The organism is Aeromonas sp. QDB34 (assembly GCF_027705405.1).
In the GTDB taxonomy this organism is placed as follows: Bacteria; Pseudomonadota; Gammaproteobacteria; order Enterobacterales; family Aeromonadaceae; genus Aeromonas; species Aeromonas hydrophila.
The window spans coordinates 40,119-60,592 of sequence record NZ_JAPDBT010000002.1; the positions used below are offsets into that span (position 1 = coordinate 40,119).

Here is a 20,474-nt window from a genome sequence, read left to right on the forward strand (position 1 = left end):
ATCGAGAAATTAGGCGGCAAGCCCATCAGACTCAAGCTGCAAAAGAGGAAAATGTGAGCCGATTGACAATAAAACCACCCATCGCGCTGCTGAAGTGAAGGCTGACTCACAGTTATTTTCGGGCCCGTGACGGCCAAGCGCCCATTGGGGACCGCCCATAAAAAAGCCGCTCCGAAGAGCGGCTTGCAGCAGAAGTGGAGCCCGTCAGGCCGGGGTCTTGCTGGTACCGAAGTAGTCGGCCAGGAAGTCGTCGAACGACAGGCTGTCGCTGCGCTCGCGTTCCCGCTGCTTGGCCAGCGAGTCGCGTGCCTCGCCGGCAAAGTAGGCCTCATCCCAGTACTGCAGCTCACCGGCCAGCATCTCTTCCCGGTAGCGGTTGGCCAGCTCGTCGCCGAAGCAGCCGTTGTCCTGGCCGCTCTCCAGCAACTGCTTGAGCAGGCGGGCGGAGTAGGTGAGCTCGGGGTTGAGCAGCTTCTCGCGGTGCATCGCCAGGGTCTCGCGATAGCGGTTGCGACCGCAGCAGCGATCCAGCAGCGCGGCGACTTCGGCCAGCTCGTCGAACAGCTTGAGGCCGTACTCTTTCAGGCCGATGGCATGACCCTGCTCTTCCTCCAGCTCGAGGTCGGGACGACGTCCCTCCAGCACCACCTTGGTCTGGTTGCGGCGATTGCGGGCAATCTCCTCGTCGCCCAGCACCGGGGACGGGCGCAGCAGGCACCAGACCAGGAACAGGTCGAAGAAGCGGATCTGATCCACCTCGATGCCGTATGGGGTGAAGGGGTTCACGTCCACGGTGCGCAGCTCGATGTATTCGATGCCACGCTGCTCCAGCGCATCCGACGGCTTCTCGCCGCTGCGCGGGGTGCGCTTGGGCCGGATCGGGGCGTACAGCTCGTTCTCCAGCTGCAGCACGTTGTCGTTGAGCTGACGGTACTCGCCGTTCACCTTGACGCCGATCTTGGCGAAGTCGGGATCATGGGTGTTGATGGCGCGACGCAGGCTGCTCACATAGGCCGGCAGGCTGTCGTGGCTGATCTTGAGCCCCGCCTGGGCGCTGTTGGTGTAGCCCAGATCCGACAGCCGCAGCGCGGTGGCATAGGGCAGGTAGAGGGTGCCCTTGCCGGTCTTCTGGAACGGCAGATTGCTCTTGCGCCCTTTGAGGAAGGAGTCGCAGATGGCCGGCGAGGCGCCGAACAGATAGGGCACCAGCCAGCCGAAGCGGTAGACGTTGCGGATCAGCCCCATGTACTTGTCGGAGATGAAGCGCTGGCTGCAGCACCCCTCGCACACCAGCTCCTGCCACTCGCACCAGAAGCTGTCCGGCATGGAGAAGTTGAAGTGCACCCCGGCGATCACCTGCATCAGGCTGCCATAGCGGTTCTTCAGCCCCTGCCGGTAGAGGGTCTTCATCCGGCCGATGTTGGAGCTACCGTACTGGGCCAGCCGGATGTTCTCCTCGTCGCCGACGAAGCAGGGCATGGAGAGCGGCCAGATCCGCTCATCACCGAGATGGTGGATGGTGTGACGATGGATGTCGCCAAGCTGTTCCATCAGGCTGTCGATGGAGTCGGTGGCCGGCGTGATGAACTCCAGCAGGCTCTCCGAGTAGTCGGTAGTGATGTTGGCATGGGTCAGCGCCGAGCCCAGACTGCGGGGGTGATCGGTCTGGGCCAGGGTTCCTTCCGGGGTGATGCGCAGACATTCACGTTCGATCCCGCGCCGGATCCCCTTGAGGGCGGTCAGCCGTTCCGGCGAACCCAGGGCGGTCAACAACTCGGTGAGTGACAAGCTTGTCGTAGTCATATTCACGGCTCATGTGTGGCCGCCCCACAGGGGGGCGGCGCTCTTTATTATGTAGCGCCCTCAGGGCAGCTGCAGCGGATAGATGGGAAGATGAAGCTCCTTCAAGGGTTTTTCAAGCTTTTGCTTGTCCCCCACCACCACAATCACCATCTCGGCCGGGTCAAGCCAGCGTGCCGCACTGGCCTTGAGCGTCTCGGCCGACACCGTCTTGATCAGGTTGTTCTGGGCCTGCACATAGTCCGGCTTCAGGTCGTACATGATCATCTGCAGCAGGAAGCCCGCCTTCTGGCCCAGGGTCTCGTAGGAGAGGGCATCCTGCTGGGAGACGGCGCTGCGCATGTAGGCGAGCTCCACCGGAGTCGGCCCGTTCTTGCGGTAGTTGTCCATCTCCTTGAGGAACTGGCGGATGGCATCCACGGTCGCATCGGCCCGCACGTTGGCACCGGTGGCGAAGGTACCCACCTCCCGGTTGGCGGAGAAGCCCGAGCTGGCACCATAGGTGTACCCCTTGTCTTCGCGCAGATTGAGGTTGATGCGGCTGTTGAAGTTGCCGCCCAGGTTGAAGTTCATCAGCCCGGCGGTGAAGTAGTCACCCGTGGTATCGAACGGCATGGCACGACGGCCGATGCGGATCACCGACTGGGGTGCCCCCGGCTTGTCCACCAGATAGATGCCCGGCTTGGCCTGCTCGCCCGCCGGCTTGAGGCTGCCCAGAGAGGGTTCGGCCCCCTTCCACTGGGTCAGGAAGGCGAGTTGATCCTCCACCTGGGCCTGGGTCACGTCACCCACCACCACCACCTTGGCGTTGGTCGGGTTGTAGTAGTTCTGATAGAAGCGCTTCACATCCGCCAGGGTCAGCTTCTCGACATCGGCCAGCACGCCGTCACCCGGCTGACCGAGGCGGTTCTGCTTGCCGTAGACCAGTTCGCGGAATGCCTGACCGGCCAGCCACTCCGGCTGCTGCTCGCTCTGCTTCATCCCTTGCAGCATCTGCGCCTTGACCCGCTCGAAGTCGGCTTCGCGCATGCCGGGCCGCTCGAACACCTCGCGTACCAGCGCCAGGGTCTGCGGCAGCTTGTCGGTCAGGCTGCTGATGGTGACCAGGTTGTTGTACTGGGCGCTGGAGACGCTGACGCTGGAGCCGAGCTTTTGCAGCTCGTCGCTGAGCTGGGCCTCGGTCAGGCGCACCGAGCCCTGTCCCATCATGCTGGCGGTGAGGCTGGCCAGCCCGAGCTCGCCCTTGCCCTCGGCCCGCATGCCGCCCGGCAGCGCCACCATGATGGAGACGGCGGGAATTTCGTCGCTCTGGGTGCCGATGATCTCGATCCCCTTGTCGAGCTTGCCGTGCCAGATGGCCGGCACCTTGACGCTCACCGCATCGGCCGCCTTGGGCTGCACGCTGCGATCGAAGTCGTCTTTCACCGGTCGCTCGGCCAGCACCTGATCATGCTTGGCATAGTCCGGCAGCTCGCGTTTGGCCGGGGTGAAGTTGGGTTTGGCGGCCTGCCAGTCGCTCTTGCCCTTGGGCACCACGCTCAGCACTACCGCCGGCTTGTTCAGGATGAACTTGTCGTAGGCGGTCTTGACCTGCTCCGGGGTCACCTTGCCGATGGCATCCAGGCTCTTGAACACATAGTTGGGATCCTGGGCGAACACCTGACCCATGGCGAGCTGGCTCACCTTGCCGGAGACGCTGTCCAGACCCCAGATGGCCGAGGCGCGATAGCTGTTGATCGCCTTCTCCAGATCCTCCGGCTTGAGGCCGCGACCGGCGAACTCGCCGATCACCTTGTCCACCTCGCTCTTGAGGGTCTTCAGGCTGCCGTCCACCGCCGGGTTGGGGTAGGCGTAGACGGTCAGGGTACAGGCCAGCTCCTCGCAGTAGTGGGAGGCGCCCGCATCAATAGCCTTGCCGCTCTTGACCAGCGACTGGTAGAGCATGGAGCTGGCGGAGCCGCCCAGCACGTCGGCAAACATGTCGAGCGCCGGCTCCTGCGGATCGCCAAGGGACACGGTCGGGTAGCTGATGTAGAGCAGCGGCAGGTGCACCTTGTCCTCAAGCGTCACGTAACGGGTTTCGGGCAGGGTGACGGGCGCAGGGGTCGGCTCGGCCACGTCCGGGCCACGCGGGATGGAGCCAAAGTACTGCTCAATCCAAGCCAGCGCCTGCTTGGTGTCGAAGTCGCCACCCAGGGTCAGGGTGGCGTTGTTGGGGCCGTACCAGCGCAGGAAAAACTGCTTGAGGTCGTTGACGTCGACCCGGTCGAGATCCTCCACATAGCCGATGGGCTGCCAGGAGTAGGGGTGGGTGCGCGGGTAGAGCGCCTCGCCCACCTTCTCGCTCACCAGACCGTAAGGCTGGTTGTCGATGCGCTGGGCCCGCTCGTTCTTGACGGTGGCGCGCTGGATCTCGAACTTCTTCTGGCTCACCGCATCGAGCAAGAAGCCCATGCGGTCGGCCTCCAGCCAGAGCACCTTCTCCAGCTGGTTGGCCGGCACGGTCTCGTAGTAGTTGGTGCGGTCCTTGTTGGTGGTGCCGTTCATGTCACCGCCAGCTTCGTTGATGATCCGCATGTGCTCCTGATCCCCCACATGCTTGGAGCCCTGGAACATCATGTGCTCGAAGAAGTGGGCGAAACCGGACTTGCCCACCTGCTCGCGGGCCGAGCCCACGTGGTAGGTGACGTCCAGGTGCACCAGGGGATCGGATTTGTCGGGCGCCAGAATGACGGTCAGGCCGTTGTCCAGCTTGTACATCTGGTAGGGAATGCCGAGCTTGCCCTCTTCCTTGACCTGTTCCGACACCAGGGTAGGTGCCGCCAGCACGGGCAGGGAGAAGCCCAGAAGCATGCTTAATGGAATGAGTTTGTTCACGGTTACCTCGTGAGTGAAGCTAGAAGATCTGCCTGGCCAGCAGAAAGACCAGGGCATAACGCAACAATTTGCCGAGCCCGATGAGAATGAGAGAGCGCCAGAAGGAGAGGCGCAGCCAGCCGGCCAGCAGACAGAGACCATCGCCGACCACCGGCGTCCAGGCCAGCAGCAGACACCAGTGGCCATGTTGTTTGAGCCAGCCGAGGGCTTTTTGTTCCCCGCGGCCTTGAAAATCTTCCGGTTTTTTCTTGAAGGTGGCGAGCCAGCCGAGCCACCAGGTGGTCATGGAGCCGAGGGTGTTGCCCAGCGTCGCCCACAGCAGCAGGCTGGCCATGCTCCACTCCCCCTTGGTCGCCATGGCCCCCAGCAGCACTTCCGAGCTGCCGGGCAGCAGGGTGGCGGAGGTGAAGGCGCTCAGAAACAGCCAGCCGAGCCCCAGCTCGGTGATGCCGTTCATCCGGCCAGAGCGTCCGCGGCGGGCATGCGCAGCAACAGCTTGCCACGCACGTGGCCCTGCTCGATGGCCTGATGGGCCAGCGCCCCCTCGGCCAGGGCATACTCCCCGGCGACCGTGACCTGAACCTCGCCCTGGCGCAGCAGGGTCAACATCTGGCTCAGCTGCTGACGGTCGGGGTGCACCAGCATGCCGAGCACCTCGATGGCGCTGCTAGCCGCGGCATCCTTGATCTGCTGGGCGGTGATGGTGGGCACCGTCACCAGCCGGCCACCCGGCTTGACGCAGGCAAGCGCCGCCTTGCCGCTCTCGCCACCCACCAGATCCAGCACCAGATCGACCTGACCGCCGGCCACCACTTGAGCAACCCAGTCTGCGTCATGGTAATCCACCATCCAGCGCGCCCCCAGAGCGTGCAGGAAGCTGTGGTTGTCGCGACTCGCCGTCGCCACCACCTCGGCGCCATAGGCGCTGGCAAACTGCACCGCCAGGTGGCCGACACCGCCCGCACCAGCCAGGATCAGCACCCGTTGCCCCGCCTTGAGGCTGCCGTGTTCAAACAACCCCTGCCAGGCGGTGAGGCCCGCCAGCGGCAGCGCCGCTCCTTGCCTGAGGCCAATATCCTCCAGCCTGACCAGCTCCTCCTCGCGTGCCACCACGGACTCGCCGTAGCCACCGGCCGCGAGGGGAAAACCCACCATGCCGCACACTCGATCCCCCTCTGCCAGCGCGGTGACGCCGGGGCCGACCTTCTCCACCACCCCGGCCACGTCATAGCCCGGTGTCCAGGGCAGCTTGTCCTTGTTCTGGGCCGCCGCCCAGCCGAGGCCGGCCCGGGTCTTGGCATCAATGGGGTTGACCCCCGCAAAGCAGATGCGCACCCGCACTTCGCCGTCGGCTGGCACCTTGTCCAGGGAAGGGTTGAGCCTGAGTACCGAGGGGTCGCCGAATGCGGTAATCTGTAGCTGCGTCATTGCACAATCCATCCTGTTGATTGATCAAGGGTCAACAGAATAACAGCGAGGACACCATGGCTCGAATGTTTCTTATTCCTCTGTTGCTGGCCCTGGGGTGGTGGGCGTTTCTGCTCTACTTCCGCATCCCGCTCAAACAGGGGGCCAAGGGCTTTTACTGGATCATCGGCATCGGCGGCGGGCTGGCCGCTTTCCTCAGCCTGATGATGGTGCTGACCCACTAGCACAGGCAATAAAAAGGCCACCCTGCGGTGGCCTGATGATCAACTCCCCTGCGAGCTGAGATGGTAGTGACGGTTGCTGCCCTGCCCCAGCACCCCCTGGGCCAGCAGATGCTGGAACACCCGGTCCACCTCCTCCAGCGACAGTGACAGCGCCTCTGCGACCCGCCGCTTGCTGCACTTGAGCTCGCCGCTCTCCAGCGCGCTGCGCACCTGAGCCACCACCTCCGGCTCGGGCTCCGCTCTGGCCACCACGGCGGGTACCATGGCTGCCGCTTGTGCCTGATGGGCCAGGGTCTGCTCCCTGGCCTGCTGCCACAACCAGCTGCGGCGAAAGCGGTTCTCCTCGCCGATCAGGCTGACGAAGAAAGCGCCAAACACGTCGAGCAGCACGGAGAGGAAGCAGACCAGCAGAAACTGCACCTGGCTGATGCTCATGCCCACGCCGTCCGCCAGGCTGCTCATCAACCCCAGCATGGAGGATTGCTCGTTGATGGGCTTGGCATCGCGCTCCTGGCGCAGCTCGTCCTGACGCAGCCTGAGCTTGGTGTTGGCCTGCTGCAACCCGCTGACGCCGCTGGAGATGCGCGCCATCTCGATGTACTTGCGGGCCGCCTCCTCGTTGAGCTGGATCTGTCGCTCTATGCTGGCGATCTGCTCGTCGAAGCGGGCGATCTCCCGCTCATGGCGCGCCTGCTGGTTGAGGATGGTGTTGGTGGCGCTGTTGATGCCGCCGATGCTGCCACCGATGGAGATGGCAGCCAGCACGCTGTAGAACAGCAGCGACCAGAAGGCTCCGCTCAGCTCACGCCGCGCCTTGCACTCGCCGTACTCGTACCAGACGTAGAACTTGCCCAGCTCGAAGATGATGGCCAGGCCGCCGAACAGCCACTTCATCAGGGGATTCTCGTCGATGGAGAGAAACAGCAGCAGGGAGAAGACGATGGAGGCCAGAATGGCCAGCCCGGTAAAACTGTACACCGTGGTCAAGGCGAACCACCCCTTGGGGTAGCGCAGCACGGTAGAAGCCTGTGTAGTCATGATGAAGGGGGTGCGATATGCAGGAAAAGTTGGCTGCCGATTATAGTCAGCCGAGCCACAGAATGAAGGCTAATCATTTGAATTGACTCAGATACCTTCACAAACGGACAGGCTGCGACCAGATTGGGCAAATTGTCGGCTCCTCCCCGTTGTCTGCCGCTACAAACCCCGCTAGCCTGATCTCCTGCCCACCTGCGGCAAGCCGGCATGACATGCCCGCCCACTGACGTCGTGCCCGGTTCCGGCCCGGTTAAGGCGTCAGCTTCTACACTGAGACCAATCCTTCAGCACTCGAGGTCATCATGCACAAATCCATACTGCTGCTCTCCTTGCTGCTCGTCCAAGGCGTGGCCATGGCGGCGCCCCCCGCCAAGAACAACGATGGCGTCAAACTCTCCACCGACGACATCAAGCTGGACATCAACTGGGATCAGAAAGAGTACGACTGGTGGCAAAATAACTGCGTGGATCTCGGCATCGGCGACAGCCGCATCCAGCTCAACTGCGACAAGATGGACGGCAAATACCGGGACCACTACAACCGCAGCATCCACAGCGGCAGCAACCCGGGCCAGGGCCACAACAAGCAGAAAGGCAACGGCAACGGCAAGAAGAATTGATCGTCATCCCCGTTACCCTGACACAGGGACCGAGGCCCCTGTGTCCATTTCTCTACCAGTAGTTCTCCGCACTGATGTTGCCGGGCGCCCGCCGCAGGTTCTTGGCCAGCCCCAATGACAGCAGGGTCTGCTGGGTCTCCTTCACCATGGCCGGGTTGCCGCAGATCAGCACCTGACTCAGCTCGGGGGCAAATTCCAGCCCGACCCGCGCCTGCAACCGACCGTCGGCGATGGCGGCCGGGATCCGCCCTGCCATCGCCTCGGGCCATTCCTCCCGGCTGACGAAGGGCACATAGCGAAAACGCTCGCCGTGGCGGGCGGCAAAACCTGCGATAAGCTCCCGGTAGCTCAGCTCTTCCCCCTTGCGCACCCCGTGCACCAGCACCAGATTCTCGAAACGGGCGAAGGCTTCCCCATCGGCCAGCATGGAGAGGAAGGGGCCGATGGCGGTACCGGTGGAGAGCAGCCAGAGATCGCGCCCGGCCGGGACCTCGTCCAGGGTCAGAAAACCGGTAGCCAGGGATTGCACCAGCAGGCTGTCGCCCGCTTGCAGGGAGCCGAGGGACGGAGTCAGCTCCCCATCGGGGATCTCAACGAAATAGAACTCGTGATAGGGGGCAGACGGAGGATTGACGAAGGAGTAGGCCCGCTGAACGCGGCGTTCGCCCTGCTCGAGGGCCAGTTTGGTGAATTGCCCCGCCTTGTAGGGGGCCAGCTCGGCCGCCACACGCAGGGAGAACAGGGTGGGCGTCCACTCGATGCGCTCAAGGACGCGACCTTCGACCCAGGCCATAGGGATCTCCTCCAGAAGAACGGATCCTTACTCTAACCCTGGGCCTGAAAATAAAAAACCCGCGCAAGTGCGCGGGTTTTTTCTGCAAAAGCGAATCGCTATTACAGGGCAACAACCTGGATCTGTACGGTTGCTTTGACGTCAGCGTGCAGCTGAACAACAACTTCGTAGTCACCGGTGTTACGCAGAACGTTGCCCATGCGGACTTCGCTCTTGGCAACGGCTACGCCGGCAGCAGTGATGGCTTCAGCCACGTCACGGGTACCGATGGAACCGAACAGCTTGCCTTCGTCGCCAGACTTGGAGGCGATAACAACAGCAGCCAGTTCACCCAGCTTGGCAGCGCGCTCTTCAGCGGCAGCTTTACCGGCAGCCAGTTTGGCTTCCAGTTCAGCACGGCGAGCATCGAAGGTCTCGATGTTGGCCTTGGTAGCCATAACAGCTTTGCCTTGCGGGATCAGGTAGTTACGGGCATAACCAGCTTTCACGGAAACTTGGTCACCCAGACCGCCCAGTTTGGCGATTTTGTCGAGCAGGATAACTTGCATTACCTTTCCTCTATAAATTTCGTTGAGTTAGGCTTAAGCGCCGGACCGATTCTTACTTGTTGTGCAGATCGGTGTACGGCAGCAGAGCCAGGTAACGAGCACGCTTGATGGCGCGTGCCAGCTGACGCTGATACTTGGCGCGGGTACCGGTGATACGGCTCGGTACGATCTTGCCAGATTCAGTGATGTAGTTTTTCAGAGTAACGATATCTTTGTAGTCGATCTCGGTAACGTTCTCGGCGGTGAAGCGGCAGAACTTACGACGACGGAAATAACGTGCCATGGCCTTTATCCTCTAGTCAGTGATCCAGAATTACTCTTCGGAAGCAGCTTCAGTAGCTTCTTCGCGGCGCTCGTCGTCACGACGGGTGAAGCGCTCTTCCTTGGCCTTGGCCATCGGAGAAACTTCAGTCACGGCGTGCTTGGTGCGCATGATCATGTTGCGGATAACGGCATCGTTGAAGCGGAAGTTGGTTTCCAGCTCATCGATAACGGCTTGCTCTGCTTCTACGTTCATCAGAACGTAGTGGGCTTTGTGCAGTTTGTCGATCGGGTAAGCCAGCTGACGACGGCCCCAATCTTCCAGGCGATGAATGGTACCACCGGAGGTGGTGATGGCGCCGGTGTAACGCTCGATCATGCCAGGTACTTGCTCGCTCTGGTCCGGATGAACCATGAAGACGATTTCGTAATGACGCATTTTAGCTCCTTACGGATTAATTCAGCCTCCGCCCAGGTGCAGCCAGACCTCGGAGGCAAGGAACATAATGGTGTTTAGACGCTGCTTTTCTAGGGCGGCATATTGTACGAAATCCCATCCCTCACTGCAACCAGCCACTACCGATGTTTTTATCTATGGGAACAATACAAAACTTCAATTGATAATAATTATCATTTAAATCTATTCTATCTCCATGCACTTATGGAGGCTGATACCATGCAACCCGCGCTGACCACGGCCATCCCGGCCCGCAAATTCAAACTGACCCTGCTCGGGCCGGCCTTTATCGCCGCCATCGGCTACATAGATCCGGGCAACTTCGCCACCAACATTCAGGCCGGTTCCACCTTCGGCTACCAGCTGCTGTGGGTGGTGGTATGGGCCAACCTGATGGCCATGCTGGTGCAGACCCTCTCGGCCAAACTCGGCATCGTCACCGGCAAGAACCTGGCGGAACACATTCGCGACCGACTGCCCAAGCCGGCGGTCTGGGCCTACTGGGTACAGGCGGAGATCATCGCCATGGCCACCGATCTGGCCGAATTCATCGGTGCGGCCGTGGGCTTCAAGCTGCTGCTCGGGGTCACCCTGCTGGAAGGGGCCGGCATCACCGCCGTGGTCACCTGGGGAATTCTGATGCTGCAGTCCCGCGGCCAGAAACCGCTGGAGTTCGTGGTGGGCGGCCTGCTGCTGTTCGTGGCGGCGGCCTACATCGTCGAGCTGGTGTTCTCCCGCCCCCATCTGCCGAGCCTGCTGGAGGGCGCCCTTTTCCCCAGCCTGCCCAACAGCGACGCCGTCTATCTGGCGGCCGGCGTGCTCGGTGCCACCGTGATGCCCCACGTCATCTACCTGCACTCGGCACTGACCCAGCACACCCAGGATCAGGGCTCGGTCCCCCAGCGGCTGCACACCACCCGGGTTGACGTGGCCATCGCCATGACCATCGCCGGCTTCGTCAATCTGGCCATGATGGCCATGGCGGCGGCCGCCTTCCACAGCTCCGGCAACCAGCAGGTAGCGGAGCTGGAGTCGGCCTACCAGACCCTGACCCCGCTGCTGGGCCAAGCGGCCGCCACCCTGTTCGGCCTCTCGCTGGTCGCCTCCGGTATCAGCTCTACCGTGGTGGGCACACTCGCCGGCCAAGTGGTGATGCAGGGCTTCGTGCGCTTCACCATCCCGCTCTGGCTGCGCCGCGCCATCACCATGGCCCCCGCCTTCGTGGTGATCGCCATGGGCCTCAACACCACCGAAATCCTGGTGCTGAGCCAGGTGGTGCTGAGCTTCGGCATCGCGCTGGCGCTCATTCCGCTGCTGATATTGACCGGCGATCGCGCCCTGATGGGGGAGTATCGCAACCACCCGGTGACCCAGGCGGTCGGCCGCCTCATCGTCGCCCTGGTGATCGGGCTCAACGCCTACCTGCTGGTCGCCATGATCTAGCCCGCCCCCCCTCCTCAGGCCGGTTCGTTAACCGAGGTTAATGAGCCGGCCTGCGCTTTGGCGTATGCTGGCGGCTCTCTTCCTCTTCGATTTGCGGGAGCCATCCATGCCACATACCCGAGCCAGCTTCGTGCTGGGCCACCATCAGGAGCAGGCCAGCGTCATCTGCTGCCAGAGCGGCGACACCAGCCTGCTGGTCACCGACCTCACCCCCTTTCATCCCCAGAGCCACCTCTGGCCCGATCAGCCGGGTGACGTGGGTACCGTGCATTGGGAGGGCGGCGACGCGACCGTCGGCCCCTGCCGCATGGGGGCTATCAGTCCGGATGGGGAGCTGTTCGTCGACCAGTCGATCCCGGTCAAGCGGGACGCAGAAGGGTGGCGCTTCGTGGTGGTGCACCCGCTGGCCGGTCACTGTGCGCTACCAGTGGGCAGCCAGGTGACACTGCGGGTGGATGCCGAGGCCCGCCACGCCCTGAGCTTGGGCCATAGCGGCTGCCATCTGGCGGCACTGGCGCTCAACCGGGCGCTGATGCCTTACTGGCGCAAGGAGGTCAACGAGCGGGACGCGCTGGATCAGCCGGACTTCGACCGCCTCGCCATCCAGACCTCGCGGGTCGAGCCCATGGGTTCGCGCGAGCAGTACCGGATCGGCAAGAGCCTGCGCAAGAAGGGAGTCAACAGCGAGGCGCTGCTGGCAGAACTGGCGCAGATAGAAGAGAGGATCAACCAGCAGTTGGCAGACTGGCTGGCGGCCGGTGGCGAGATCCGCCGCAGCCGGGCCGGCGAGGCGATCATCGACTCCCGTTACTGGCACTGCTCGCTGGAAGGGCGGGAGGTCACCATCCCCTGCGGCGGCACCCATGTCAGCAACCTGGCCGAGCTGGGGCAGGTTCAGGTGCAACTGGCCACCTGTGAGGAGGGGTTCACCCTCACGACCCAGGTCACTCCCTGACCGGCCGGCCCGGATGCCTTAAGCCGCCTCCCCCTAGCCGAGGCGGATCAGCAGGATGCCGCCCAGGATCACCAGGGCGGCCAGCAACCGGACCCGCCCCAGCGCCTCCCCCAGCCAGCCCCAGGAGAGCAGCACCGCAAACAGCACGCTGCTCTCGCGCAGGGCCGCCACCAGGCCGATGGGCGCCTTGGTCATGGCCCAGATGACGATCCCGTAGGCCAACAGCGACAGGGCGCCCCCGATGGCGCCGCTGCGCCACGCCGCAGGCCCCAGCTCGCGCCAGGCGGTGCGACTCTGCCAGCGCATCAGCAGCGGCATCATCAGCGCGGTGAGGGCGAACAGCCAGAGGGTGTAACGTATCGGCTCACCGGCCGAGCGGGCTCCCGCCCCATCGGACAAGGTGTAGGAGGCGGTAAACAGTGCCGTGATGAGCACCGCCTGCAGCGCGGCCGGCGCCAGCCGCAGACCGCCGCGCCACGCCATCAGCAGCACGCCGCTCACCAGCACCACGGCCCCCATCACCGCCACCATTCCCGGCACTTCACCCAGCAGCAGGGCCCCGAACAGCAGGGTCACCAGAGGAGCACTGCCCCGGGCCAGCGGATAGATCTGGCCGAACTCACCCAGCCGGTAGGCCCGACCGAGAAAAAGACAGTAGCCGCAGTGCAGCAGGATGGAGAGCGCCAGCCAGGGATATTCGGCCGCCACCGGCCAACCCACCAAGGGCAGCAAGGGGGCGGCAAACAGGCCGGAGCAGAGGGAGACCAGCAAGACGCTGACTCGCCCCTCGGCCTGGCGCTTGGCCAGCGCATTCCAGAGCGCGTGCAGCAGGGCGGCCAACAGGATGGCAGCAAAGATGGTAGGGGTCACGACAGGGTTCCGATAGCAACAGGCCGCCCAGCATAGCCGGTTTGCCCGGCCATGACAGAGAGCGGCCTCATAAGATGCCTGTTTTTCTCACCCATCGGCCTGCTGCCGACGGGCATGTCGTCAGCGCAGCCGGCGCTGCCAGTGAATGGCCAGCAGGATGAAACTCACCCCAACCCAGAGGTTCCACGCCGGGATCTCGCCAAACAGCCAGACCCCCAGCAGCACCACGAACATCAGGCCGGAATACTCGGTCGCCGCGATGCGGTTGGCCTCTACCTGGCGATAGGCGTAGAAGCAGCTGGCGTGATAGAGCAGCTGCATGACGCCGCTGCCGCCGATCAGCACCAGCAGTCGCCAGTCCATCGGCTGCCATTGATGTACCGCCAGCCCGGCAGTCAGCGGCAGAGCCAGCAGATTGGCCCAGAACAGGGTCGCCACTACCGAGATCCCGGCTGGTAGTTTGCGCCCCGTGATGTTGAACAGCGCCAGGGTGAAGGCAGTCACCAGGGCGCCCAGCCCGGCCAGATGGAAATCCCCCGGCCGCAGCACGAACACCACCCCGAGCAGCCCCATGCCTCCCAGCAACCAGACGCGGGCATTGATCTTCTCCTTGAGCAACCAGGCCGCCAGCGGCAGCGTCAGCAACGGAGATACGTAGAAGATGGCGTTGGCCGTGGCCAGCGGCAGCTGGGTCAGGGCCAGCATCATGCCGCCCCCGCCGAGCAGGCAGAGGTGGCCGCGCAGCAGGTGCCACTTCCAGGCACCCAGCCCCCAGGCCGAGCGCGGTACCCGCAGCATGAAGGGCAACAGCACCAGCAGGGTCAGCAGCTGGCGCAGGAACATGTATTGGAAGGGGCTGAAGCCAGGGCCGATCAGCTTGACCAGCACGTCGGAGAAGGCCTGGGCCAGATTGCCCAGCACCAGGGTGATGATGGCGAAGGTTTGCAGGTCCAGTGCGAACCGCTTGCGCAACAACTCCATCAGCGACAGCCGCTCGAGTGGCGAACGCTAATAAAATGGCTCAACGGCTCAATCGCTGAATCTTGTTCTGAATTAATGGGGTAAAAGACCATTTTTAAAACCTATCCATCAACTGTTGCCGATTAATCACTCAGAGGGTACCCACTAACATGACGCCGAGCACCCGTTTTCTTTACTACCTCAAGACATAATAATTTCATTGTTATGCTTAAAAGGTATTAAGAGGAGCTCATGCCGATGTGGGGAATGTCATCTTCCAGATAGGGTTCACCCACGGCAGTGAAGCCGTGACGACCGTAGAAACCTTGCAGGTGTGCCTGGGCCCCGAGGTAGATGCTGACCCCTGGCCACAGCCGGGCACACTCCTGCAGCGCCTGCTGCATCAACCGGTGGCCGAGCCCATCACCTCTCGCCTCGGGCGCGGTCACCACCCGGCCGATCACCACCTGCTGCGCCTTGGCCACGCTGGGCGCCATCAGCCTGGCATAGGCCACCAGAGCCCCATCCTGCCAGCCGAGCAGGTGCAGCACGTCGGGACGCTTGTCGACGCCGTCCATATCGAGAAAGACGCAAGTCTGCTCCACCACGAATACCCGGGATCTCAGGGTGAGCAGTTCATAGAGTTCGTTGACGTCGAGTTGTTCAAAAGACTTGAGAGACCAGTTCATGGGGGTTCCTTGCTCATGATGAGAAGGGCAGCATAGCCAGCCGCACGCGAGCCGGCATTAACCTTTGTTAAGATCCTTCAGCCGTTTGCGGATGCGGCTCAGGCTGATGGGGGTGATGCCGAGGTAGGCGGCGATCTGGTGATCGGGCACCCTGGCCTCCAGCGCGGGAAAACTGCGCAAAAAGTGCTGATAACGGGCCTGCGGGCTTTCGGTCAGCAGCAGCAGCTCCTTCTCCTCCTTGATGCGCAGCTGCACCGCCAGCAGATGCTGATACCAGGCGAGCCAGCAGGAGAGCGTGCGCAGGTCGGCCAGATTGAACAGCAAGAGCCGACAGGGCTCCAGCGCCTCAACGCTGTAGCGGGCCGGCTCGCCACTGAGCAGGTGGTGGAAGTCGAGGAACTCGTCCCCCTCCCAGTAGAACTCCTTGATGTACTCGCGGCCATCCGCCAACACCACCTTGGCCCGCAGCAGTCCCTGCTCCACCATCACCAGCAGATCGGGTCGATCGCCAGCATGCCAGAGGCAGGCACGGGGGATCAGGGTCAGCGGCCGGGCAAAAGAGAGGAGGCGCGCGGCCTCCTGCTCATCTGTGACCCGATCCCGGCAAAACGGGGGTCTGTCCATTCAGCTTGCCTCAAGCACGACGCTGGCGCACGGCTTCAAACAGGCAGACGCCGGTCGCTACCGAAACGTTGAGGCTGGATACCGCCCCCGCCATCGGGATGCTCACCAGTTCATCGCAGTGCTCGCGGGTCAGCCGGCGCATCCCCTTGCCCTCTGCGCCCATCACAAGCGCCATCGGGCCGGTCAGCTTGGCCTGGAACACGTCGTGATCCGCCTCGCCGGCAGTGCCGACAATCCAGACGCCACGCTCCTGCAGCTCGCGCAGGCTGCGAGCCAGGTTGGTGACCTGAATGAGCGGCACCACTTCGGCGGCGCCACAGGCGACCTTGCGCACGATCGGGGTCAGGCCAGTGGCCTTGTCGCGCGGCACGATCACCGCATGGACGCCGGCCGCATCGGCGCTGCGCAGGCAGGCGCCGAGGTTGTGCGGATCGGTCACCCCGTCCAGCACCAACAGGAAGGGCTGAGTCTGTTGCTCGGCCAGCTTGTCCAGCAGGCTGGCCAGGTCGTGCTCGGCCAGCTTGGGCGCCTCTTTCACCCGGGCCATGATGCCCTGGTGATTGTTGCCCTCTGCCTTGTCGTCGAGCGTCTTGCGGTTCACGCTCTGCACCTTGAGGCCGAGCGCATCCAGCTCGGCCAGCAAGGGTTGCAGCCGGTCGTCATCGCGCCCCTTGAGGGCCCACACTTCGATGAAACGCTCCGGGGTGCGCTCCAGCAGCGCGGATACAGCGTGAATGCCGTAGATCAGTTCAGTACTCATTTAGTGCTCTTGGCCTTGTCGCGAGCTTTTTTGCTCGGTCGTCTGTTGCTGGGTTTGGCACGGCCGCCCTTGTCGGATTTGCCGTGATCCTTGCCCTCTTTACGTTTTTCGTGACGCTGTGCGCTCTTGGCCTTCTCTTTCTTGATCTCGGCCTGCTTGCGCGCCATCTCTTTGGCGTTCTTGCCGGTTGCCTTGAGGGGCTCTTCCACCATCACGAAGTCGATCTTGCGATCGTCCAGATTCACGCCCATCACCTTGACCCGCACCTTGTCACCCAGACGGTAGCGGCGGCGGAAGTTCTCGCCGATCAGCTGCTGGTGCAACGGGTCAAACTGGTAGTAGTCGTTGGTGAGGGTACTGACGTGTACCAGACCGTCGATGTGGATCTCGGCCAGACGCACGAAGAAGCCAAATCCGGTGACGCTGGCGATGACGCCATCGAACTCATCACCCACGTGATCAAGCATGTACTCGCACTTGAGCCAGTCAGCCACGTCGCGGGTGGCGTCATCGGCGCGGCGCTCGGTCATGGAGCAGTGCTCGCCCATGGGGTCCACTTCTTCCAGCTGGTAGTGGTAGCCACCGCTCGGAGTCCACTTGTGGCGCAGGTTGGCCTGCTGCTCCTTGGCGGTCTGATACTTGATCGCGCGGTGCAGGATGAGGTCGGGGTAGCGACGGATCGGCGAGGTGAAGTGAGCGTAGGACTTCAGCGCCAGACCGAAGTGACCGATATTGTCGGCCTGATAGATGGCCTGACGCATGGAGCGCAGCAGCATGGTGGAGAGCAGCTCCGCATCGGGGCGTCCTTCGAACTTGGCGGCCAGGTCGGCGAAATCTTTCGGCTCGGGCTCAAGGCCTCCCTTGAGCTCCAGACCCAGTTCGGCCAGGAAGTCACGGAAGCCGGTCAGACGCTCTTCGCCAGGACGGTCGTGTACCCGGAACAGGGCGGCGGCCTCGTTCTTCTCGATGTAGCGGGCAGCGGCCACGTTCGCCTGGATCATGCACTCTTCGATGATCTTGTGGGCGTCGTTGCGCACCAGCGGTACGATGCGGTCGATCTTGCGTTGGGCGTTGAAGATGAAGCGGGTCTCTTCGCTCTCGAACTCCACCGCACCGCGCTGATGACGGGCATGCTTGAGCGCCTTGTAGAGGTTGTTGAGCTCTTCGATGTGACCCACCAGCGGCTCGTACTGCTGACGCAGCTTGGGCTCCCCTTCCAGGATCGCAGCGACCTTGGTGTAGGTCATGCGGGCATGGGAGTTCATCACCGCTTCGTAGAACTTGTAGCCGGACATGCGGCCGGCGGCGGAGATGGTCATCTCGCACACCATGCAGAGGCGGTCAACCTGCGGGTTGAGCGAGCAGAGGCCGTTGGAGAGCACCTCCGGCAGCATGGGCACCACGAATTCGGGGAAGTAGACGGAGTTGCCGCGCTGGTAGGCTTCGGTGTCGAGGGCGGTGCCCGGCTTCACGTAGGCGGAGACGTCGGCAATGGCGACCCACAGGCGCCAGCCACCGCCGCGCTTGGCTTCACAGAAGACGGCGTCATCGAAGTCGCGGGCATCTTCCCCGTCGATGGTGACCAGCGGCAGGGCACGCAGGTCGATGCGACCCTCTTTGGCCTTCTCCGGCACCTGCTCGCCCAGACCGGCAACCTCCTTGGTCACCTCTTCCGGCCAGGTATGCGGAATGCCGTGGGTACGCAGGGCGATCTCGATCTCCATGCCGGGCGCCATGTTTTCACCCAGCACTTCCAAGACGGTACCGACCGCGTTGAAGCGGGCTGTAGCGCGCTGATTGATGCGCACGACTACGACCTGGCTCTGGCGAGCGCCCTTGTTCTCCCCTTCCGGGATGATGATGTCCTGGCCGATGCGGCTGTCATCCGGCACCACGAAGCCGACGCCGTTCTCGACGAAGTAGCGGCCGACGATGTCCGCTTCACGGGATTTGAGCAGGCGTACCAGACGCGCCTCCTGGCGCCCCTTGCGGTCGATCTCGGTAGGCTGCACCAGGGCGTAGTCGCCGTGCATCAGGCGCTGCATCTCGCGGTTGTTCAGGAACAGATCCGGGCCACCACCCTCGGGGCGCAGAAAACCGAAGCCATCTTTGTGGCCGAGCACGTAGCCTTTCACCAGATTCAGGCGATCCGGCAGGGCGTAACACTGGTTGCGAGTGAATACCAGCTGACCATCACGCTCCATGGCGCGCAGACGACGGCGCAGGGCTTCCAGCGGCTCTTCTTCGGTCAGCTTGAGGACCTTTGCCAGCTCTTCACGGGACATGGGCTTTTCATGGCCCTTGATGAGGTCGAGGATCATCTCGCGACTGGCGATGGGGTTCTCGTATTTTTCGGCCTCGCGTTCGAGGAAAGGATCTTTTTGAGACATAAGCAGGCCTTAGGGTAGGTGGTAACGGTGCCATTATATCGGAGGGGGGGGCGAATGGCATCCATCGACTGCCTTTTGGCCAATCTCTCTGTCATACTATGCACAGTTTGCAGGCATGATGAGACATGGAACTCATGAGCAAGGACTCGTTCGCCCAATCCGCCGCCTATCTCAAGCAGGCGGTTCCCCTGATGATCAAGTATCAAATCCCCACCACGCCGGATAATTACACCCTTTGGTATAACTACGTGGCGGCCAGCATGCCCGAGCTCAATCAGGCCATCGATCAGGCCATCAAGCTGCAGGGAACCTGCTCTCTCACCACCTGCGAGCGCCTCTATCACCAGCACCTCGCCGCGCAGGATGAGCAGCAGATGGAAACCATGAAACTCAACCTGGCCGCCATGGCCAACGAGCTTGGTCACACCATGCAGGATGCCCTCTCTGACACCGGCATGTTTCAGGACATGCTCGACAAGAGCTTCGATCGGCTGAGCCTCATCGACGACGAGGGGCTGAGCCTGGAAGACACCATGGGGATCCTGCGGGATCTGGTGCGCGAGTCGCGGGACGTGCGCATGTCTACCATGCACTTTCGCAACCAGCTCAGCAGCGCCGAGAAGGAGATCAAGGAGCTGCGTGAGGCGCTCAACGAGACCCGCAAGCTGGCCAACGAGGATGCCCTCACCAGCCTGCTCAACCGGCGCGCCTTCGATCTGGAGATAGAAAGCCTGATCCGCAGCAAGCAGCCCTTCTCCCTGATCCTGTCGGACATAGACCGCTTCAAGAGCTTCAACGATGAATATGGCCACCTGCTTGGGGACCAAGTGCTGCGCGCCTTCAGCAAGCGGCTGCGGGAAACCTGCAAGGAGGGCGTCACCGCCTACCGCCTCGGCGGCGAGGAGTTTGCCCTGCTGGTCCCCATGCGCAGTCTGGCGCTGAGCCGCCAGATGGCGGAGAGCCTGCGCCGGGCCATCGAGAAGATGTCGATCCTGGATCGCAAATCGGGCCGGCGCATCGACCACATCACGGCCTCGTTCGGGGTGGGTGAATACAGCGGTCAGGAGACGGGCGACAGCCTGGTCGAGCGCACCGACAAGCTGCTCTACAAGGCCAAGGAGCTTGGTCGCAACCGGGTGATGCCGCTGCCATCCTGATTCTGCCAGCACACAAAAAGGCCGGTCAATGACCGGCCTTTTTCATGTTTGCCATCCCGGGATCAGAGGCTTTTCAGCTTCTCTTCCGGCAGGGCCAGCTCGTCATTGCGGTTGACGCCGATGCCGCGCTCCAGCACGTGGCGGGCGATGGCATGGGCCTCTTCCAGCGAGTGCATGCTGTAGGTACCGCACTGATACTCGTTCAGCTCGGGGATCTTGCCCTGCTCCTGCACGGTCAGCACGTCGCTCATGGCGGCCTGCCAGGCAGCACCAACCCGGGCTTCGTCCGGCGCACCGATCAGGCTCATGTAGAAGCCGGTCCGGCAGCCCATGGGGGAGATATCGATGATCTCCACCCCGTTGCCGTTCAGGTGATCACGCATGAAGCCGGCAAACAGGTGCTCGAGGGTGTGGATGCCGCGCTCGGAGAGGATCTCCTGGTTCGGCACGCAGAAACGCAGGTCGAACACTGTGATGGTGTCCTTGCTCGGGGTCTGCATGGTCTTGGCCACACGCACCGCCGGCGCAGCCATGCGGGTGTGGTCAACGGTAAAACTGTCCAATAACGGCATTTCTGACT

The 20,474-nt window shown here is 62.8% G+C and carries 21 protein-coding genes; 5 read left to right on the forward strand and 16 right to left on the reverse strand.

Going from position 1 to position 20,474, the window contains the following annotated elements; genetic code table 11:
* Positions 1-204: 204 nt before the first annotated feature.
* The 4 genes from gshA to OKC29_RS04030 are packed head-to-tail and all read right to left on the reverse strand — an operon-like array spanning position 205 to position 6,105.
* Entirely contained in the window at positions 205-1,803 is a 1,599-nt protein-coding gene (gshA, locus tag OKC29_RS04015; RefSeq protein WP_073348872.1) for a glutamate--cysteine ligase, read from the reverse strand.
* Between the two features lie 60 nt (positions 1,804-1,863).
* Positions 1,864-4,677: a M16 family metallopeptidase gene (locus OKC29_RS04020; RefSeq protein WP_073348871.1), complete on the reverse strand. Its 2,814-nt coding sequence runs from the start codon at positions 4,675-4,677 to the stop codon at positions 1,864-1,866.
* Between the two features lie 19 nt (positions 4,678-4,696).
* A complete protein-coding gene (locus tag OKC29_RS04025; protein ID WP_017785611.1) occupies positions 4,697-5,134 on the reverse strand; it encodes a YqaA family protein in 438 nt (145 codons plus the stop codon).
* A complete protein-coding gene (locus OKC29_RS04030) occupies positions 5,131-6,105 on the reverse strand; it encodes an NADP-dependent oxidoreductase (protein ID WP_162275607.1) in 975 nt (324 codons plus the stop codon). The genes OKC29_RS04025 and OKC29_RS04030 overlap by 4 nt, the downstream gene beginning before the upstream one ends.
* A 56-nt stretch (positions 6,106-6,161) precedes the next feature.
* Between OKC29_RS04030 and OKC29_RS04035 the strand changes: the two genes are divergently transcribed.
* Complete coding sequence (locus OKC29_RS04035) at positions 6,162-6,329, forward strand: hypothetical protein (protein WP_005308905.1); 168 nt, start codon at positions 6,162-6,164, stop codon at positions 6,327-6,329.
* A gap of 39 nt (positions 6,330-6,368) precedes the next feature.
* On the opposite strand, the gene OKC29_RS04040 is transcribed toward OKC29_RS04035, so the two are convergent.
* On the reverse strand, positions 6,369-7,367 hold the full coding sequence (locus tag OKC29_RS04040) for a Preprotein translocase subunit SecY (protein WP_162275606.1): 999 nt from the start codon (positions 7,365-7,367) through the stop codon (positions 6,369-6,371).
* A 302-nt stretch (positions 7,368-7,669) separates the two neighbouring features.
* On the opposite strand from OKC29_RS04040, the gene OKC29_RS04045 reads away from it, so the two are divergent.
* Positions 7,670-7,987 carry a hypothetical protein gene (locus tag OKC29_RS04045; protein ID WP_073348869.1) on the forward strand — a complete coding sequence of 106 codons (318 nt, stop codon included), beginning with the start codon at positions 7,670-7,672 and terminating at the stop codon, positions 7,985-7,987.
* 52 nt (positions 7,988-8,039) lie between these two features.
* On the opposite strand, the gene OKC29_RS04050 is transcribed toward OKC29_RS04045, so the two are convergent.
* From OKC29_RS04050 to rpsF, 4 genes are all read right to left on the reverse strand, one after another.
* Positions 8,040-8,780 carry a ferredoxin--NADP reductase gene (locus OKC29_RS04050; protein WP_042064859.1) on the reverse strand — a complete coding sequence of 247 codons (741 nt, stop codon included), beginning with the start codon at positions 8,778-8,780 and terminating at the stop codon, positions 8,040-8,042.
* A gap of 101 nt (positions 8,781-8,881) precedes the next feature.
* Positions 8,882-9,328: a 50S ribosomal protein L9 gene (gene rplI / locus OKC29_RS04055; protein ID WP_011704669.1), complete on the reverse strand. Its 447-nt coding sequence runs from the start codon at positions 9,326-9,328 to the stop codon at positions 8,882-8,884.
* A gap of 52 nt (positions 9,329-9,380) precedes the next feature.
* Positions 9,381-9,611, reverse strand: coding sequence for a 30S ribosomal protein S18 (gene rpsR, locus OKC29_RS04060; protein ID WP_005308890.1), 231 nt, complete (start codon positions 9,609-9,611; stop codon positions 9,381-9,383).
* A 30-nt stretch (positions 9,612-9,641) separates the two neighbouring features.
* The gene (gene rpsF / locus OKC29_RS04065) at positions 9,642-10,028 is read right to left on the reverse strand and encodes a 30S ribosomal protein S6 (RefSeq protein WP_005308887.1); all 387 of its coding nucleotides are present in this window, start codon (positions 10,026-10,028) and stop codon (positions 9,642-9,644) included.
* A gap of 237 nt (positions 10,029-10,265) precedes the next feature.
* Here rpsF and OKC29_RS04070 point away from each other — a divergent pair, with 237 nt between their 5' ends.
* Together OKC29_RS04070 and OKC29_RS04075 are read left to right on the forward strand one after the other, a co-directional pair.
* Positions 10,266-11,489, forward strand: coding sequence for an Nramp family divalent metal transporter (locus tag OKC29_RS04070; protein ID WP_162275605.1), 1,224 nt, complete (start codon positions 10,266-10,268; stop codon positions 11,487-11,489).
* A gap of 106 nt (positions 11,490-11,595) precedes the next feature.
* Complete coding sequence (locus OKC29_RS04075) at positions 11,596-12,444, forward strand: hypothetical protein (protein ID WP_073352326.1); 849 nt, start codon at positions 11,596-11,598, stop codon at positions 12,442-12,444.
* A 33-nt stretch (positions 12,445-12,477) separates the two neighbouring features.
* Here the strand turns inward: OKC29_RS04075 and OKC29_RS04080 are convergent, their stop codons facing one another.
* The 6 genes from OKC29_RS04080 to rnr form a co-directional block, all read right to left on the reverse strand.
* Positions 12,478-13,314: a DMT family transporter gene (locus OKC29_RS04080; protein WP_073348867.1), complete on the reverse strand. Its 837-nt coding sequence runs from the start codon at positions 13,312-13,314 to the stop codon at positions 12,478-12,480.
* A 120-nt stretch (positions 13,315-13,434) separates the two neighbouring features.
* A complete protein-coding gene (locus OKC29_RS04085) occupies positions 13,435-14,295 on the reverse strand; it encodes a DMT family transporter (RefSeq protein ID WP_073348866.1) in 861 nt (286 codons plus the stop codon).
* Positions 14,296-14,513: 218 nt separating this feature from the next.
* A complete protein-coding gene (locus OKC29_RS04090) occupies positions 14,514-14,963 on the reverse strand; it encodes a GNAT family N-acetyltransferase (protein ID WP_073348865.1) in 450 nt (149 codons plus the stop codon).
* Between the two features lie 57 nt (positions 14,964-15,020).
* Positions 15,021-15,587, reverse strand: coding sequence for a Crp/Fnr family transcriptional regulator (locus tag OKC29_RS04095; protein WP_073348864.1), 567 nt, complete (start codon positions 15,585-15,587; stop codon positions 15,021-15,023).
* Positions 15,588-15,597: 10 nt separating this feature from the next.
* Positions 15,598-16,347 carry a 23S rRNA (guanosine(2251)-2'-O)-methyltransferase RlmB gene (rlmB, locus tag OKC29_RS04100; protein WP_029304634.1) on the reverse strand — a complete coding sequence of 250 codons (750 nt, stop codon included), beginning with the start codon at positions 16,345-16,347 and terminating at the stop codon, positions 15,598-15,600.
* A complete protein-coding gene (gene rnr, locus OKC29_RS04105) occupies positions 16,344-18,737 on the reverse strand; it encodes a ribonuclease R (RefSeq protein ID WP_073348863.1) in 2,394 nt (797 codons plus the stop codon). Before rnr ends, rlmB begins: the two co-directional genes overlap by 4 nt.
* A gap of 134 nt (positions 18,738-18,871) precedes the next feature.
* Between rnr and OKC29_RS04110 the strand changes: the two genes are divergently transcribed.
* Positions 18,872-19,894, forward strand: a complete 1,023-nt coding sequence (locus tag OKC29_RS04110; RefSeq protein ID WP_024944559.1) for a GGDEF domain-containing protein — start codon at positions 18,872-18,874, stop codon at positions 19,892-19,894.
* 62 nt (positions 19,895-19,956) lie between these two features.
* Here the strand turns inward: OKC29_RS04110 and luxS are convergent, their stop codons facing one another.
* Positions 19,957-20,466 (reverse strand): S-ribosylhomocysteine lyase, encoded by a 510-nt coding sequence (gene luxS / locus OKC29_RS04115; protein ID WP_073348862.1) that lies wholly within the window; start codon positions 20,464-20,466, stop codon positions 19,957-19,959.
* Positions 20,467-20,474: the final 8 nt, after the last annotated feature.

Bases quoted from the DNA above. Each gene is read 5' to 3' on its own strand.
- gshA (WP_073348872.1), bottom strand. From the start codon at position 1,803: ATGACTACGACAAGCTTGTCACTCACCGAGTTGTTGACCGCCCTGGGT.
- OKC29_RS04025 (WP_017785611.1), bottom strand. From the start codon at position 5,134: ATGAACGGCATCACCGAGCTGGGGCTCGGCTGGCTGTTTCTGAGCGCC.
- OKC29_RS04030 (WP_162275607.1), bottom strand. From the start codon at position 6,105: ATGACGCAGCTACAGATTACCGCATTCGGCGACCCCTCGGTACTCAGG.
- OKC29_RS04035 (WP_005308905.1), top strand. From the start codon at position 6,162: ATGGCTCGAATGTTTCTTATTCCTCTGTTGCTGGCCCTGGGGTGGTGG.
- OKC29_RS04040 (WP_162275606.1), bottom strand. From the start codon at position 7,367: ATGACTACACAGGCTTCTACCGTGCTGCGCTACCCCAAGGGGTGGTTC.
- OKC29_RS04045 (WP_073348869.1), top strand. From the start codon at position 7,670: ATGCACAAATCCATACTGCTGCTCTCCTTGCTGCTCGTCCAAGGCGTG.
- OKC29_RS04050 (WP_042064859.1), bottom strand. From the start codon at position 8,780: ATGGCCTGGGTCGAAGGTCGCGTCCTTGAGCGCATCGAGTGGACGCCC.
- rplI (WP_011704669.1), bottom strand. From the start codon at position 9,328: ATGCAAGTTATCCTGCTCGACAAAATCGCCAAACTGGGCGGTCTGGGT.
- rpsR (WP_005308890.1), bottom strand. From the start codon at position 9,611: ATGGCACGTTATTTCCGTCGTCGTAAGTTCTGCCGCTTCACCGCCGAG.
- rpsF (WP_005308887.1), bottom strand. From the start codon at position 10,028: ATGCGTCATTACGAAATCGTCTTCATGGTTCATCCGGACCAGAGCGAG.
- OKC29_RS04070 (WP_162275605.1), top strand. From the start codon at position 10,266: ATGCAACCCGCGCTGACCACGGCCATCCCGGCCCGCAAATTCAAACTG.
- OKC29_RS04075 (WP_073352326.1), top strand. From the start codon at position 11,596: ATGCCACATACCCGAGCCAGCTTCGTGCTGGGCCACCATCAGGAGCAG.
- OKC29_RS04085 (WP_073348866.1), bottom strand. From the start codon at position 14,295: ATGGAGTTGTTGCGCAAGCGGTTCGCACTGGACCTGCAAACCTTCGCC.
- OKC29_RS04090 (WP_073348865.1), bottom strand. From the start codon at position 14,963: ATGAACTGGTCTCTCAAGTCTTTTGAACAACTCGACGTCAACGAACTC.
- OKC29_RS04095 (WP_073348864.1), bottom strand. From the start codon at position 15,587: ATGGACAGACCCCCGTTTTGCCGGGATCGGGTCACAGATGAGCAGGAG.
- rlmB (WP_029304634.1), bottom strand. From the start codon at position 16,347: ATGAGTACTGAACTGATCTACGGCATTCACGCTGTATCCGCGCTGCTG.
- rnr (WP_073348863.1), bottom strand. From the start codon at position 18,737: ATGTCTCAAAAAGATCCTTTCCTCGAACGCGAGGCCGAAAAATACGAG.
- OKC29_RS04110 (WP_024944559.1), top strand. From the start codon at position 18,872: ATGAGCAAGGACTCGTTCGCCCAATCCGCCGCCTATCTCAAGCAGGCG.
- luxS (WP_073348862.1), bottom strand. From the start codon at position 20,466: ATGCCGTTATTGGACAGTTTTACCGTTGACCACACCCGCATGGCTGCG.